Raw genomic sequence first — 15,395 nt, forward strand, 5'->3', positions numbered from 1 at the left:
AGCATCGCCAGGCCCGCCTGCACGTCGACGCGGACATCGCCGCTGTGGATCGGCAGCGGGAACGGCTCGGCGGGCGGCAGGCCGTGGCCGAACCGCCCGTCGACCAGCAGGCCCCACACGTCGCCGAACGTGACCCGGCGCGCGACCAGATCCTCGATGTCGACACCGCGATAGCGCAGCGCACCACCGTCCTTGTCGGGCTCGGCGATGTCCGTCTCGAACGCCACCACGCCCGCCAACCCGGGGGCAAAATCCTTCGGCACCGCAGTCATGCGCCGATTCTTGCACCCACGTAAGCGGGCCGACCAGACGGCACTGTCGGCGTAGCGTTGTCGCGTGGGCACTTCTGAACATCTGGCCCGGATGCGGGTGGAGTACGGATCGGTGGAAAAGGACGGCAGCGGCGACCTCGACGCCGATTGGCTCGACGTCGGCTGGGTGGCTCTTCTGGGCAGCTGGATGACCGAAGCCGAACAGGCAGGTGTCTCCGAACCCAATGCGATGGTCGTCGGCACGGTCGACAACGACGGGCGGCCGGTCACCCGCACGGTGCTGTGCAAGAGCGTCGACGATTCCGGCATCTCGTTCTACACCAACTACGACTCCGACAAGGGGGACCAGTTGGCGGCCAATCCGTACGCGTCGGCGACCTTCCCGTGGTACCTGCTCGGGCGTCAGGTTCATCTCCGAGGTCCCGTCACCAAGGTGGCCGCCGAGGAGACGGCCGACTACTGGAGCAAGCGTCCGCGCGGTTCCCAGCTGGGAGCGTGGGCCTCACAGCAGAGCAGACCGATCGACTCGCGTGCAGCCCTGATGCAGCAGTTGGCCGACGTCACCGAGCGGTTCGCCGATGTCGAGGATGTCCCGGTACCGCCACACTGGGGTGGCTACCTGATCGCACCCGAGGTCGTCGAGTTCTGGCAGGGACGGGAAAACCGGGTGCACAACAGGATTCGGGTCCGCGGCTCGGTCGTCGAGCGTCTGCAGCCCTGATCCCGCGTGACTGTGGCACGCGCACCGACAAAGTGGTGCCGTTCGGCAACTGTCGGCGGGTGCCACATTCTCATCTATTTCATAGCAAGACGGATTAGCATCTGATTCGTGATCGAAGCCGGGGGGGAATCTGTCCTCGGTCTGCGCGAACGAAAGAAACGCCGGACCCGCGCGACGCTGATCGACGCCGCGGTCGGCCTGTGCGACCAGCAGGGCTTCGACGGCACCACCGTCGACCAGATCGCCGCCATCGCCGACGTGTCGCCGCGCACCTTCAGCCGCTACTTCGCCACCAAGGACGCCATCGCGCTCGCGCTGATCGACGAGGTTCTCGCCACCGTGGCCGACGAGCTGGCGCGCCAGCCTCTCGACATCGGTCACTTCGAAGCCCTGCGGCGCGCCTACATCGCGATGGCGCAGGGCACGCTGCTGGCTACCGCGGGTGGCCTGTCGTCGGATCGGCTGCTGCAGATCATGCGGATCACCGTGTCATCGGCGACGCTGCGGCAGGCTGCCGTCGAATTCCGGGCGGGAGCCGTCGATGCGGTGATAGCCCAGCGGATGGGCACCACGGTCGACGACCGCAGGGTGAAGCTGATAGCCGCCGTCTGGTCGGCTCTGCTGATGACCGCGCTGCGAGAACTGACCGACGATCTCGCTGCACTGGTGGCCATTGACATCGTCGCCGTCTTCGAAGCCACCTACGCCGAGTTCGCGGGCGAAATCGCGCGTCTTGGCCAACCTGCCTGACCCGCTGTCCGCCCCCGCGGGCGTGACTGGTGCAATGGGACTACCTTTTGTAGGCAGACTTCGTACTCCCGAAAGACATGAAGGGATCCCAGTGGCCGATAACGCCGAAGCCGGGCAGCAACATGCCACCTTGAAGTACCCAGGTGGCGAGCTCGACCTTGACATCGTCCAAGCCTCTGAGGGAGCGGACGGCATCGCTCTGGGGTCGCTGCTCGCCAAGAGCGGCTACACCACCTTCGACGGCGGTTTCGTCAACACTGCTTCCACCAAGAGTGCCATCACCTACATCGACGGTGACGCCGGGATCCTGCGGTACCGCGGCTACCCGATCGAGCAACTGGCGGAGAAGTCGACGTTCATCGAGGTCAGCTACCTGCTGATCTTCGGCGAACTGCCGACCTCCGAGCAGCTGGAGAAGTTCACCACCCAGATCCAGCGGCACACGCTCCTGCACGAGGATCTCAAGCGGTTCTTCGACGGCTTCCCGCGCAACGCACACCCGATGCCGGTGCTCTCCAGCGCTGTCAACGCGCTGAGCGCCTACTACCAGGATTCGCTGGATCCGTTCGATCCGGGCCAGGTGGAGCTGTCCACCATCCGGCTGCTGGCCAAACTGCCGACGATCGCGGCGTACGCCTACAAGAAGTCCGAGGGGCAGCCGTTCCTGTACCCGGACAACTCTCTGACGCTCGTCGAGAACTTCCTGCGGATGACGTTCGGTCTGCCGGCCGAACCCTACGAGGTCGATCCGGAGATCGTGCGGGCCCTGGACATGCTGTTCATCCTGCACGCCGATCACGAGCAGAACTGCTCGACGTCGACGGTGCGGCTGGTCGGGTCCTCGCAGGCCAACCTATTCACGTCGGTCTCCGGCGGCATCAACGCGCTGTGGGGTCCGCTGCACGGCGGCGCCAACCAGGCAGTGCTCGAAATGCTGACGAAGATCCGCGACGGTGACGACGACGTCGCGACCTTCGTCAAGAAGGTCAAGGACCGCGAGGACGGCGTGAAGCTGATGGGCTTCGGTCATCGCGTGTACAAGAACTACGATCCACGCGCCCGGATCGTCAAGGAGCAGGCCGACAAGATCCTCGCCAAGATCGGCGTGCAGGACCCGCTGCTCGACATCGCGAAGGAACTCGAGGAGATCGCGCTGACCGACGACTTCTTCGTCGAGCGCAAGCTCTACCCGAACGTCGACTACTACACCGGCGTGATCTATCGAGCCATGGGCTTCCCGACCCGGATGTTCACCGTGTTGTTCGCGCTGGGACGGCTCCCGGGGTGGATCGCCCACTGGCGAGAGATGCACGGCGAGCCCAACAAGATCGGCCGGCCGCGTCAGATCTACACCGGTTACACCGAGCGCGACTACGACGACATCGGCGGCCGCTGAGCCACCCCCGCGTTTCCGCGAGCGCGCGGGTCTGCACGCCGACACGCCGCGATCGTTGGCATTCTGCGCACGGTCGCGCCCATCGAGGGTGACGTAGTGCACGTTGCACCGCGACAGTTGTAGTTTCACAATAGTCGGGTGAATCCACCCGTCGGCGTGATGACGGCCAGGCGCAAGGCCACCATTCTGGTCTCCTGCTGCCTGAGTCTGCTCATCGTGTCGATGGACGCGACCATCGTCAACGTCGCAATTCCGACGATCCGCACCGACCTGACCGCCACGTCCGCGCAGATGCAGTGGGTCGTGGACATCTACACGCTGGTGCTCGCATCGTTGCTGATGCTCTCCGGAGCCGCCGGGGACCGCCTCGGTCGCCGCAAGGTGTTCCAGACCGGCCTCGCCCTCTTCGCGATCGGGTCGCTCGCATGCAGCCTCGCGCCCACCATCGACACCCTGATCGGCGCGCGATTCCTGCAGGGGATCGGTGGTTCGATGCTCAATCCTGTTGCGCTGTCCATCATCTCGCAGATCTTCACCGGCCGGGTGGAGCGTGCCCGCGCCTTGGGTGTGTGGGGTGCGGTGGTCGGCATCTCGATGGCGCTCGGGCCGATCGTCGGTGGCCTGCTGATCGAGACCATCGGGTGGCGTTCGGTGTTCTGGATCAACCTGCCCATCTGTGCGGTGGCGATCCTGCTCACCGCGCTGTTCGTCCCCGAAACCAAATCGGCGACCATGAGAAGCGTCGACCCTGTCGGTCAGATGCTCGCGGTGACCTTCCTGTTCGGCATCGTCTACGCCCTCATCGAGGGCCCCGTACTGGGCTGGACGGACGCCCGCGTTGTCGGCATCGCCGTTGTCGCAGTGGTCGCCTTCATCGGATTCCTGCGCTACGAATCCCGGCGCCGCGACCCGTTCCTGGATCTGCGGTTCTTCCGCAGCATCCCGTTCACCGCCGCAACAGTCACCGCAGTCAGTGCGTTCGCCGCGTGGGGCGCGTTCCTGTTCATGATGTCGTTGTATCTGCAGAACGAGCGCAGCTACTCGGCGATGCACACCGGGCTCATCTATCTGCCGATCGCGCTCGGGGCGTTGTTGTTCTCCCCGCTGTCGGGACGCCTCGTCGGTCGCTACGGGGCGCGGCCGTCGCTGGTGGCGGCCGGGGTGTTGATCACCCTCGCATCATGCCTGCTGACGCTTTTGACCGCGACGACTCCGGTATGGGTGCTGTTGGTGATCTTCACCGTCTTCGGAATCGGCTTCTCGATGGTCAACGCTCCCATCACGAACGCCGCGGTCAGCGGGATGCCGCTCGATCGAGCCGGCGCGGCCTCGGCGGTGACCTCGACGAGCCGGCAGGTCGGCGTCAGTATCGGTGTGGCGCTGTGCGGTTCGATCGCGGGCACCGCCATGGCGGCCGGTGGTGATGACTTTGCGACCGCCGCCCGCCCGCTGTGGTTCATGAGCGCCGGCCTGGGGCTGGTGATCCTGGCGCTGGGTCTGTTCGCGACGTCGCCGCGCGGTGTGCGCTCGGCGGAGCGGCTGGCACCGCTGATCGCGGGACCGCCGGAGCCGGTCAAGGAGGCCCATGTCTGACAACAGCATCGCCGACGAAGTCTGGCGCGATCTGGCTGCGTTCGTCATCGATCACCAGGATGGCTGGAAGCGGGCTGTCGTTGACCAATCCGGCCTGCCGTTCAGCAGGATCCGCATCCTGCAGCGATTGACGCGCACCCCGCTGTCGGTCAAGCAGGTCGCTGCTGCGGCGACCGTTGACGCGCCCGCCGCGACCGTCGCTGTCAACGACCTGGAGGAACGGGGATTGGTCGTCCGCCGGGTCGATCCGGCGAACCGTCGGTGCAAGCTGGTGTCGCTGACCGAGGCGGGCCGCGCGATGGTCGCGGCGATCGACGACGTCCACGATCCCGCTCCCGAGGTACTCGCCGATCTCGACGGCGACGACCTGGCGGCACTGCGATCGATCGTCGGCAAACTGATCGGTCGCTAGCCCTCCAGGACCGCCATCGCCGCGTTGTGACCGCCGATCCCCGAGACAGCGCCACCGCGTCGAGAACCCGATCCGCACAACAGAATTCGGTCGTGTGCCGTCGCGACTCCCCACCGCTGGGCCGCCGTGGTCAACGGCTCGTCGTCCTCGACGAACGGCCATGTCAGCGCACCGTGGAAGATGTTGCCGTTGGTCATGCCCAGCGAGTGCTCCAAGTCGGTTGTGGTCTTGGCTTCGATGCAGAGCCGACCGGAGGAGTCTTCCATCAGCACATCCTGAACAGGTTCGGCCAGAACGGAGTTCAGTGAGGTGAGCACTGCGGAGGTCAGGTCGTCGCGCATCCGGTCGGGTGTTCCCGACGTTGCCAGACTGTGCGGTGTGTGCAGCCCGAACACAGTCAGGGTGTGCGCGCCGACGGCGCGCAGCGAATCCGACAGAATCGTCGGGTCGGCCAGCGAGTGACAGTAGATCTCGCACGGCAACGGATCTGGCACTGCCCCGGCCGCTGCCTGTCGATAGGCCGCCTCGAGCTGGGTGAAGGTCTCGTTGATGTGGAACGTGCCGCCGAAAGCCTGATCCGGAGTGAGGGTTTCGTCCCTCAGGCGGGGTAGTCGCCGCAGCATCAGGTTCACCTTGACCTGTGCTCCCGGGGCCGTATCCGGCTCTTCCTCACCGAGTAGCCGGGCCAGCACTGCCGGCGTGACGTTGGCCAGCACATGGTCGGCGGCGACTCGATGCTCCGACTCGTTCTGCCGATAGCGCACCTCGCCATCGGGTTCGATCGCGTAAACTTCGGCGCCGGTGACGAGTTCGGCTCCGAACCCGGTTGCCGCCGCCGCCAGCGCACCGCTGACCGCCCCCATGCCGCCGATCGGCACATCCCATTCGCCGGTTCCGCCGCCGATCAGGTGGTAGAGAAAGCACACGTTCTGCCGCAGTGATTCGTCGTCGAGCCGGGCGAACGTTCCGATCAGCGCGTCTGTCGCCATCACCCCGCGGACCAGGTCGTTGGCGACCGCCGCGGTGATCGCCTCGCCGATGGGGCGCTCGAAGACCGACCGCCACACCGCCCCGGCGTCGTCGCCACCGTCGGCGACGACGGTCCGGAACGTCTCGGAGCGGGTCCGCAGCGGTTCGGTCATCGTGGGCCACAGCCGCGACGTCACCGCTCGGCAGCGCCGGTAGAAGTCGTCGAATCCGGCCTCGTCGGCGCCGGCCCCGACGAGGCCGAACGTCGAGGTCGGGCCGATCAACAACCCCGTCCGGCCCCCGTTGGACGGATCGGGTGTGTACGACGAGAACCGGCGCCGCGACAACCGGACTCGCACGCCGAGGTCGTCGATGACGCTGCGCGGCAGCAGGCTGACGAGGTAGGAGTAGCGCGACAGCCGTGCGTCGACGCCCTCGAAGGCGTGCGCCGAGACCGCTGCGCCGCCGACGTGGTCCAGTCGCTCCAGCACCCGCACGCTGCGACCCGCCCGGGCGAGGTACGCGGCGGCCACCAGGCCGTTGTGTCCACCCCCGACGACGACGACGTCACTGTGCGTCCGCTGCGGCGTCACCGGTCAGCCGAGGTAGCCCTCGACCTCACCGGCCGGGCGCACCTGCGCGTCATCCGGGTCGCCCCCGCTGGCACGAAGGGCGCGCCGCTGCCGGAGCAGATCCCAGCACTGGTCGAGCTGTACCTCTATCGACTGCAGACGCCGGTGTTCCTCGGATTCGTCGATCTCGTGATGCTGCACCTTGTCGCGCAGTTCCTTCTCCTCGGCGACGAGTCCGTTCACCTGCGCCAGGATGTCTTGGTCGTTGGTCACGCCTTTCAGTGTGCCCGTACCGGAGGGCCGGCGAGAGGCAGATCCGGACAAGTCGGCCGTTAGGCTGGTCGAATGGCTACCAAACCCGAGATCGAGTTCCCCGATGGTCCTGCCCCCACCGAGTTGGTGATCGAGGAAATCGTCGTCGGCGACGGCCTCGAAGCCGTTCCGGGCGCCAACGTCGAGGTGCATTACGTCGGCGTCGAGTACGACACCGGCGAGGAGTTCGACAGTTCCTGGAATCGCGGCGAGTCCATCGAGTTCCCATTGCGCGGGCTGATCCAGGGATGGCAGGACGGCATCCCCGGCATGAAGGTCGGCGGGCGGCGCAAGCTGACGATCCCGCCGGAGAAGGCCTATGGGCCGGCCGGTGGCGGGCATCGCCTGTCGGGCAAGACCTTGATCTTTGTCATCGACCTGCTGGCCACCCGCTAGCGCGGGCCCGGAAGGCGCAGCAGCAGGCGCGCTCCGCCCAGCGGACTGGCCTCCAAAGTCGCTGTGCCGCCATGCAGGTCGGCCTGCTGGGCGACCAGCGCCAGGCCGAGTCCGGATCCCGAGTGCGACGCCGTGGACCCTCGGGTGAACCTGTCGAATACGACCGCTCGTTCCTCTTCGGGGACCCCGACGCCGTCGTCGTCGATCGCGATCTCTACGCCGGCCCGCGAGCTGACCGCGGACAGTTGCACCCGGGTGGCGCCGCCGTGTTTGACGGCGTTGGCGATCGCGTTGTCCACCGCCAACCGCAGACCGGCCGGCAGTCCGACGATGATCACCGTCGGAGCGGGCGCCAGCGACACCTCCAGGTCGGGGTAGACCCGCATGGCGTCGTGCGCGGCGCGGTCGAGCAGTTCGGTGATGTCGACCGGCACATGGTCGTCGGCGGTGGACAGCTCACCCTGGGCGAGACGTTCCAGCGCTCCCAACGTGGCCTCGATTCGCGTCTGGGTGCGGATGACGTCGTTGACGACCTCCTTGCGCTGGTCCTCGGCGAGATCCAGTGTCGAGAGCACCTCGAGGTTGGTGCGCATCGCGGTGAGTGGCGTGCGCAGTTCGTGTGCGGAGACCGACGCGAAATCACGTGCTGAGGTCAGTGCGGCTTTGGTCCGGTTCTGCTCACTCCAGATGCGCTGCAGCATGCCGTTGACGGCGTCGGCGATCTCGACGGCTTCGCTGGCACCCCGCACGTCGACGTCGGGTGCTTCGTCGCCGGCGTCGATCTGGCGGGTCTGCTGCGCCAACCGTTTCAGCGGCCGCACCGCGAACGCGGCGAGCAGCCAACCGAGCAACGTCGCCGCCCCGACAGAGAACACGCAGATGATGAGCACTCGGCGGTGCAGGTTGTTGGTGTCGGCGATGGTCGCGTCGTAGGTGGCGCCGACGGCCACCGACATCGGGTCGGGGGCCCGGATCTCCACCGTGCGGACCCGGTAACGCACATCGCCGATGTAGGTGTCGGCATAACCGGGTTCCAGTTGTGGCAGCACGACCTTGGAGGTCGACGTGACCTCCCCGTCTGCCTCCCGGACCGTGATGACGGCGTCCTGGTCGTCGGGGGAGTTCGGGATTTCGTCGAGTCCACGGGGCAGGAACGGGATGGCGAAGCCGGTGGCCTCGTCGAGGCGCCGGTCCAGGCGTTCCTTGCGGTCGTTGGTGATGCCGACCCACACCACGGCGCCGACGATGACTACGACGATCGCCGCTCCGATCGCGGTGGCGAGCGCGACTCGGGTGCGCAGCGACGGCGTGCGACGGAAGATCCGGGACAGCACGGTCACGACGACCTACTGCTGCCTGAGGACAAATCCCACGCCGCGAACGGTGTGCAGGAGCCGCGGCGCGCCGTTGGCCTCGAGTTTGCGCCGCAGGTAGCCGATGAAGACGTCGACGACGTTGGTGTCGGCGGCGAAGTCGTAACCCCAGACCAGTTCGAGCAACTGCGCCCGGGACAGCACCGCGGTCTTGTGCTCGGCGAGCACCGCCAGCAGGTCGAACTCCCGCTTCGTCAGGTCGACGTCGACCCCGTCGACCCGGGCCCGTCTGCCGGGGATGTCGACCTCGAGAGGTCCGACCGCGATGGTCTCCGACGAGAAGGTCGCCGTCGACCCGCGCCTGCGCAGCAACGCTTTGACCCGCGCGACCAGTTCGGCCAGCACGAACGGTTTGACCAGGTAGTCGTCGGCGCCGGCCTCCAGTCCGGCCACCCGGTCGTCGACCGACGAGCGCGCCGACAACACACACACCGGCACGTCGTTGTCCATCGCGCGAAGCGCGGTCACCACCGAGACGCCGTCGAGGATCGGCATGTTGATGTCGAGCACGATCGCGTCGGGCCGGGTTTCGGTGGCGCTACGCAGCGCCTCGGCGCCGTCGACCGCGGTGAACACCTCGAACCCGGACAACCGCAGTCCGCGCTCCAGGGAAGCGAGGACGTCAGGATCGTCGTCGACTACGAGCACCCTGGGTGAGCCCACGCCACTGTCCATGGACGCAATCTTGCCCGATGACACCGCCCAGTCGCGGGACGCTGTGCACGTGCGCCTGATTCACGCCGGAATCCGCGTTGTGCAGGACCGCGCTCGAATTTTCCTGGGCAAAAGCAGGATTAGCGGGTGTGGGCGCCGGGGAAGCCTTTGACCTCATCCATTGTTGAGGTTCTACGGTGAAAACATGAGTTTGGAAACGGTTGCCAGGCAATCGCTCTATCGGCAGACGCACGCGCGAGGCGGCGATCTGCGATCGCTGGCGGACCGACGCCTGCTCGGCCGGATCTGGCGCTTCGCTGCGCGGCATCACCGCAGGCTGGCGGTGTTCCTGGCGGTCAGCGTCGTCAGCGCGGTGTTGACCGTGGTGACCCCGCTGCTCGCCGGTCGGGTGGTGGACCAGATCACTGGCGCCGGCAGTTCGGCGGTGGTCGTGGCGCTGGCGCTGGTGATCGCGGCGGTCGCCGTCGCCGAAGCGGGGGTGTCGTTGGTCACGCGGTGGTTGTCCTCCAGGATCGGCGAAGGTCTGATCCTCGACCTGCGCACCGCGGTGTTCGACCACGTGCAGCGGATGCCGGTGGCGTTTTTCACCCGCACCCGCACCGGCGCACTGGTCAGCCGGTTGGGCAACGATGTGATGGGCGCGCAGCGCGCGTTCTCCGACACGCTGTCGGGGGTGGTGTCCAACCTGGTCGCCCTGACGCTGACGCTGGTGGTGATGCTGAGCATCTCCTGGCAGATCACGCTGCTGTCGCTGGCGCTGATGCCCCTGTTCCTGATCCCGGCACGCCGGATCGGCAGCTCCATGGCGCGGCTGTCGCGTGAGGCCGCCGCCCACAACGCCACGATGAACACCCAGATGACGGAGCGGTTCTCCGCGCCCGGGGCGACGTTGGTGAAGTTGTTCGGCGACTCCGGCGACGAGTCCCGCGAATTCCGGGTGCGCGCCGGCCGAGTCCGCGACATCGGGGTGCGCACCGCGATGCTGCAGGCGACGTTCATGAACTCGTTGACGCTGATGTCGGCGTTGGCGTTGGCGCTGGTGTACGGGCTGGGCGGGGCGTTGGCCATCGGCGGGCAACTGCAGGCCGGCGCGGTGGTCTCGCTGGCTCTGCTGCTGACCCGGCTGTACGCACCGCTGACCGCGCTGGCCAATGCGCGGGTGGAGGTCGCCACTGCGCTGGTGAGCTTCGAGCGGGTCTTCGAGGTTCTGGATCTGGTCCCGCTGATCGAGGAGCGACCCGGTGCCACGGCGGTGCCCGCCGGCCCGGTCACCGTGGAATTCGACTCGGTCCGATTCTCCTACCCGTCCGCCGACAAGGTGTCGCTGGCCTCGCTGGAGGAGGTGGCCGAGCTGGACGAGCGCGGCGGGGACGAGGTGCTGCACGGCCTGTCCTTCACCGCGCAACCCGGTCAGATGGTGGCGTTGGTGGGATCGTCGGGTGCGGGTAAGTCGACCATTGCAGCACTGCTGGCCCGCCTGTACGACGTCGACTCCGGCGCGGTCAGGTTGAACGGGATCGACCTGCGTGATCTGACGTTCGAGTCGTTGAAGGACACCGTCGGCATGGTCACCCAGGACGGGCACCTGTTCCACGAGTCGATCGGGTCGAATCTCCGGCTGGCCGCTCCGGAGGCGACCGACGATCAGCTGTGGGAGGCGCTGGAACGCGCCCGGTTGGCCGATGTGGTCGCCGACATGCCCGACGGTCTGGACACCGTGGTGGGGGAGCGTGGCTACCGGCTCTCGGGTGGCCAACGGCAGCGGCTGACGATCGCGCGAGTGCTGCTGGCCTCCCCGCAGGTGGTGGTGCTCGACGAGGCGACGGCATCACTGGACTCGGAGTCGGAGGCGGCGGTGCAGCAGGCGCTCGCCGAAGCGTTGGTGGGCCGGACCTCCCTGGTGATCGCGCATCGCCTGTCGACCGTGCGGGCCGCGGACATGATCCTGGTCGTCGAGGACGGGCGCATCGTCGAGCGCGGCACCCACACGCAGTTGCTGGCCCGCGGTGGTCGCTACGCCGACCTGTACCGCACCCAGTTCGGCACCGACCGCCGGAACTGCACCCCGCGCGGCTCCCACGCCCCTTTCTGCGCGCGGAACACCGTTTCGGCGGATGGGTTAACCACTTGCGCGCAATGGGAAGATCTACTAAGTGAGTGACTCCTCGAACGCGCTGCGCGCGGCGCCCGCGATAGCGCCGCCGTTCAAGCAGGTGAGGGCCAGTTCAGACCTGTGGCGAATGATGCCCTACCTGATGCCGTACCGCGTCCGGTGGATCGCGATGATCGTGGTCGCGCTCGCCAGCCTCGCCGCCACCGTGTCGATCCCGCTGATGACCAAAGCGGTGATCGACGGCCCCGTGCGGCAGCAGGATCAGCAGGGGCTCTGGTTGCTCGGTGCCGCGGCGATGGGGATCGGTGTCACCGAGGCGGTGCTGTGGTTCATCCGCCGCTGGTTGGTGGCGCGCGCGACGATGGGCGTCGAGGCCGACATCCGCAAAGACCTCTACGCCCGGCTTCAGATCCTGCCGATGTCCTTCCACGGCCGGTGGCAGTCCGGTCAGTTGCTGTCGCGAATCATGAACGATCTGAGCACGATTCGTCGGTTCATGTCGTTCGGCCTGATCTTCCTGATGCTCAACGTGTTGCAGATCGCCGTCGTCACCACGATCCTGCTGGCGATGTACTGGCCTCTCGGGGTTGTCGTGCTGGTCTCGATCGTGCCGATCACGCTGACTGTGCTGCACTTTCAGCAGGAGTACACCCGACTGTCCCGTCAGGCCCAGGACCAGGCCGGCCACGTGGCCACCCACGTCGAGGAGTCGGCCCTCGGCCTTCGTGTCGTGAAGTCCTTCGGCCGGGAGGACTACGTCTACGATCGGTTCGACGACCAACTGACCGATCTGTACGACACCCAGGTGCGCCGGGTTTCGGTGTCGGCGAAATTCTGGACGCTGTTGGAGATCATCCCCAACCTCACGCTCATCGTGGTCCTCGGATTCGGTGCCTATGCGGCAGGCCACGGCCAGGTGACGATGGGAACGCTCGTCGCGTTCATCACGATGATGCTGTCGCTGGTGTGGCCGATCGCGTCGCTGGGCTTCCTGCTGTCGATGACGCAGGAGTCGTTCACCGCCGCCAACCGTATTGCCGAGATCTTCGACGCTCCACGCGAAATCGTCGACGGACCACGGGACCAGCCCGCGCGGGGCGGGCGCCTGGAACTGGTCGATGTCGGCTTCCGGTTCCCCGACGGCGAAGATGTGAGCGCGTCCGAGGCGGACAAGTGGGTGCTGCGGCACGTCGATGTCACCGTCGAACCCGGTGAGACGTTGGCCCTTGTCGGTTCCACCGGGTCCGGCAAATCGGTGCTGGCCAGTCTGCTGTCCCGGTTGTACGACGTCACCGAGGGCGAGATCCGGATCGACGCGCAGGACATCCGCGAGTTATCGCTGGAGGCGCTGCGGCGGACGGTCGCCACCGCGTTCGAGGATCCGACGCTGTTCTCGATGTCGGTCGCGGAGAATCTCCGACTCGGCCGGCCGGACGCCACCGAAGCCGACCTGCGCCAGGCCATCGACGTCGCGGCCGCCCAATTCGTCTACGAACTGCCGTTCGGCCTGGATACCCGTATCGGCGAGCAAGGCATGAGCTTGTCCGGTGGTCAGCGCCAACGGCTTTCGCTGGCCCGGGCCATTCTCGCCAACCCGCGGATCCTGGTGCTCGACGACACGCTCTCCGCGCTGGACGTGCACACCGAGGCGGAGGTCGAGGAGGCGCTGCGCCGCGTGCTGCATTCGGTCACCGGCATCGTGGTGGCGCACCGCGCGTCGACGGTGTTGCTCGCCGACCGGGTCGCGCTGCTACAGAACGGCACCATCACCCACGTCGGCACCCATACCGAGTTGCTGGCGACCGTCCCCGCCTACCGGTACCTACTGGCCGCGGACGACGAACTCGACGACGGGGCCGAACGGGACTGCACGTGGCGTGAAGACGAAGAGCGGGCGCGGCTGCAGCGTGGAGTGCTGGAGGAGAGGCTGTGACGGCGGCCCCCGACGAGCGCTCGCGCGAGGAGCAGACGACAACCGACGAGCGCTCGCCCGAGGAGCAGACCACAACCGATTGGCGCGGCAAGTTCGACGAGCAGGGCGACCTGCCCATCGACGAAACGGTGCCACGCCAGCGTGAGGCGCGTGCGCTGCTGGGCTCGCTGCTTCGGCCCTACCGGTGGACGGTGGCTTTCCTGGCCGTCATCGTCGTGGTGGAAAACGTGGCACGGCTGTCGGTTCCGCTGCTGGTGCAGAAGGGCATCGACGACGGCATTCCGCCGCTACTCGAGGGCGGGCCGGCCACGACGTTGATGACGATCGTCGCGGCGCTGTGCGGCGTGGTGGTGGTGCAGGCGGTCAGCCGGCTGTATTTCCTGCGCCGCTCGGGCCGCACCGGCCAGAAGGTACTGCTCGAACTGCGCAGGCGGGTGTTCCGTCATTTCGGCAAGCTGGACATCGCATTTCACGATCGGTACACCTCCGGCCGGGTGGTGAGTCGGTCCACCAACGACGTCGAAGCCATCCAGGACATGCTGGAAACCGGGTTCGACAGCCTGATCACCGCGGTGCTCACGCTGATCGGCACCTCGGTGCTGCTGGTCGTCTTGGACCCCAAGCTCGGCCTGATGTGTCTGGTGGCGTTCCCCGTTCTGGTGCTGTTGGTGGTGTGGTTCCACCGCGAGTCCTCCCTCATCTACCGCGAGGTCCGCGAGATCTCGGCGTTGGTCATCGTGCAGTTCGTCGAGACGATGACGGGAATCAAAGCGGTGCAGGCGTATCGGCGGGAGCCGCGTAACCAGGAGATCTTCGAAGACGTCGCCGATCGCTACCGGGTGATCAACGAGAAGACGTTCAAACTGCTCGCCGTCTTCATGCCCGGCGTCAAGCTGGTCGGCAACATCACCACCGGCGTGGTGCTGCTCTACGGCGGCTATCGGGTGCTGCACGGCGAGATGACGATCGGCACCCTGACCGCGTTTCTGCTCTATCTGCGGATGTTCTTCGAACCCATGCAGGAGATCTCACAGTTCTTCAACACATTTCAGTCCGCGTCCTCGGCGCTGGAGAAACTCGCCGGTGTGCTTGCGGAGAAGCCGGGCATCGATGACCCGCCCAACCCGGTGAAGTTGGGGGCGGTCCGCGGCGAGATCACCTTCGATAACGTCCAATTCGAGTACGCGCGGGGTAGGCCGGTGTTGCCGGGACTCGACCTGGTGGTACCCGCGGGGCAGACGGTCGCACTGGTCGGCACGACGGGCGCGGGCAAGTCGACGATCGCCAAGCTGGTGACACGGTTCTACGACCCGGTGTCGGGGTCGGTCTCGCTCGACGGGGTCGATCTGCGGGATGTGGCGCAGGCCGATTTGCGTCGTCACGTCGTGATGGTGACCCAGGAGAACTTCCTGTTCGGCGGGACCGTCGCCGACAACATCCGCTTCGGCAGGCCTGACGCCACCGACGCGGAGGTTCGCGGCGCCGCCGCGGCAGTAGGGGCGGACGTCTTCATCGAAGCGCTGCCCGACGGATTCGAGACCGACGTCGCCAAGCGCGGCGGGCGGCTCTCAGCGGGGCAGCGGCAACTCGTCGCGTTCGCGCGGGCGTTCCTGGCCGACCCCGCGGTGCTGATCCTGGACGAGGCGACCTCCTCGCTGGACATCCCGAGTGAGCGGATGGTGCAGCGGGCGCTGGAGACGGTACTGGCCGACCGCACCGCACTGGTGATCGCACACCGGCTGTCGACGGTGAAGATCGCCGACAGGGTGCTGGTGCTCGAGCACGGCCGCATCGTCGAAGACGGTTCGCCGGAGGAACTCACCGCGCGCGAGGGCGGTCACTACGCAGCGTTGCATCAGTCCTGGGTGCGGTCGCTGGCCTGATGCCCATCGAGGCGTGGATGCTGGT

General features: G+C 66.9%; 14 protein-coding genes. 9 read left to right on the forward strand and 5 right to left on the reverse strand.

The window, feature by feature from the left end; all coding sequences use genetic code 11:
- Nucleotides 1-272: citrate/2-methylcitrate synthase (locus tag WA965_RS14580; protein ID WP_526447680.1), on the reverse strand; the 272-nt coding region annotated here is incomplete at its 3' end.
- A 64-nt stretch (nucleotides 273-336) separates the two neighbouring features.
- Between WA965_RS14580 and pdxH the strand changes: the two genes are divergently transcribed.
- From pdxH to WA965_RS14605, 5 genes are all read left to right on the forward strand, one after another.
- The gene (gene pdxH, locus WA965_RS14585) at nucleotides 337-993 is read left to right on the forward strand and encodes a pyridoxamine 5'-phosphate oxidase (RefSeq protein WP_526295157.1); all 657 of its coding nucleotides are present in this window, start codon (nucleotides 337-339) and stop codon (nucleotides 991-993) included.
- A gap of 108 nt (nucleotides 994-1,101) precedes the next feature.
- Nucleotides 1,102-1,743 carry a TetR family transcriptional regulator gene (locus tag WA965_RS14590; RefSeq protein ID WP_526295155.1) on the forward strand — a complete coding sequence of 214 codons (642 nt, stop codon included), beginning with the start codon at nucleotides 1,102-1,104 and terminating at the stop codon, nucleotides 1,741-1,743.
- 91 nt (nucleotides 1,744-1,834) lie between these two features.
- Nucleotides 1,835-3,139, forward strand: a complete 1,305-nt coding sequence (locus WA965_RS14595; protein ID WP_178358364.1) for a citrate synthase — start codon at nucleotides 1,835-1,837, stop codon at nucleotides 3,137-3,139.
- A 159-nt stretch (nucleotides 3,140-3,298) separates the two neighbouring features.
- The gene (locus WA965_RS14600) at nucleotides 3,299-4,732 is read left to right on the forward strand and encodes an MFS transporter (RefSeq protein WP_526295197.1); all 1,434 of its coding nucleotides are present in this window, start codon (nucleotides 3,299-3,301) and stop codon (nucleotides 4,730-4,732) included.
- Entirely contained in the window at nucleotides 4,725-5,144 is a 420-nt protein-coding gene (locus tag WA965_RS14605; RefSeq protein ID WP_526295153.1) for a MarR family winged helix-turn-helix transcriptional regulator, read from the forward strand. The genes WA965_RS14600 and WA965_RS14605 overlap by 8 nt, the downstream gene beginning before the upstream one ends.
- Here WA965_RS14605 and WA965_RS14610 read toward each other — a convergent pair.
- Nucleotides 5,141-6,706, reverse strand: a complete 1,566-nt coding sequence (locus WA965_RS14610) for a phytoene desaturase family protein (protein ID WP_526447682.1) — start codon at nucleotides 6,704-6,706, stop codon at nucleotides 5,141-5,143. The genes WA965_RS14605 and WA965_RS14610 overlap by 4 nt on opposite strands.
- A 3-nt stretch (nucleotides 6,707-6,709) precedes the next feature.
- Nucleotides 6,710-6,958: a DUF2630 family protein gene (locus WA965_RS14615; RefSeq protein WP_526302459.1), complete on the reverse strand. Its 249-nt coding sequence runs from the start codon at nucleotides 6,956-6,958 to the stop codon at nucleotides 6,710-6,712.
- Nucleotides 6,959-7,030: 72 nt separating this feature from the next.
- Here WA965_RS14615 and WA965_RS14620 point away from each other — a divergent pair, with 72 nt between their 5' ends.
- On the forward strand, nucleotides 7,031-7,393 hold the full coding sequence (locus tag WA965_RS14620) for an FKBP-type peptidyl-prolyl cis-trans isomerase (protein ID WP_178358360.1): 363 nt from the start codon (nucleotides 7,031-7,033) through the stop codon (nucleotides 7,391-7,393).
- Here WA965_RS14620 and WA965_RS14625 read toward each other — a convergent pair.
- The gene (locus tag WA965_RS14625; RefSeq protein ID WP_526302461.1) at nucleotides 7,390-8,733 is read right to left on the reverse strand and encodes a HAMP domain-containing sensor histidine kinase; all 1,344 of its coding nucleotides are present in this window, start codon (nucleotides 8,731-8,733) and stop codon (nucleotides 7,390-7,392) included. The two genes, WA965_RS14620 and WA965_RS14625, sit on opposite strands and share 4 nt — an antisense overlap.
- 6 nt (nucleotides 8,734-8,739) lie before the next feature.
- On the reverse strand, nucleotides 8,740-9,450 hold the full coding sequence (gene prrA / locus WA965_RS14630) for a two-component system response regulator PrrA (RefSeq protein WP_178358400.1): 711 nt from the start codon (nucleotides 9,448-9,450) through the stop codon (nucleotides 8,740-8,742).
- 175 nt (nucleotides 9,451-9,625) lie between these two features.
- Between prrA and WA965_RS14635 the strand changes: the two genes are divergently transcribed.
- The 3 genes from WA965_RS14635 (at nucleotide 9,626) to WA965_RS14645 (ending at nucleotide 15,370) form a co-directional block, all read left to right on the forward strand.
- On the forward strand, nucleotides 9,626-11,602 hold the full coding sequence (locus tag WA965_RS14635; protein ID WP_526302463.1) for an ABC transporter ATP-binding protein: 1,977 nt from the start codon (nucleotides 9,626-9,628) through the stop codon (nucleotides 11,600-11,602).
- Nucleotides 11,595-13,487 carry an ABC transporter ATP-binding protein gene (locus WA965_RS14640; RefSeq protein ID WP_526302465.1) on the forward strand — a complete coding sequence of 631 codons (1,893 nt, stop codon included), beginning with the start codon at nucleotides 11,595-11,597 and terminating at the stop codon, nucleotides 13,485-13,487. Before WA965_RS14635 ends, WA965_RS14640 begins: the two co-directional genes overlap by 8 nt.
- 110 nt (nucleotides 13,488-13,597) lie before the next feature.
- Nucleotides 13,598-15,370: an ABC transporter ATP-binding protein gene (locus WA965_RS14645; protein WP_526302481.1), complete on the forward strand. Its 1,773-nt coding sequence runs from the start codon at nucleotides 13,598-13,600 to the stop codon at nucleotides 15,368-15,370.
- The last annotated feature ends 25 nt before the right edge of the window (nucleotides 15,371-15,395 follow it).

Origin of the sequence: Mycobacterium sp. (genome assembly GCF_049683935.1) — a bacterium.
GTDB lineage: Bacteria > Actinomycetota > Actinomycetes > Mycobacteriales > Mycobacteriaceae > Mycobacterium.

Coding starts and splice junctions, on each gene's coding strand:
- WA965_RS14600 (WP_526295197.1), top strand. CDS start 3,299: ATGACGGCCAGGCGCAAGGCCACCATTCTGGTCTCCTGCTGCCTGAGT.
- WA965_RS14605 (WP_526295153.1), top strand. CDS start 4,725: ATGTCTGACAACAGCATCGCCGACGAAGTCTGGCGCGATCTGGCTGCG.
- WA965_RS14620 (WP_178358360.1), top strand. CDS start 7,031: ATGGCTACCAAACCCGAGATCGAGTTCCCCGATGGTCCTGCCCCCACC.
- WA965_RS14635 (WP_526302463.1), top strand. CDS start 9,626: ATGAGTTTGGAAACGGTTGCCAGGCAATCGCTCTATCGGCAGACGCAC.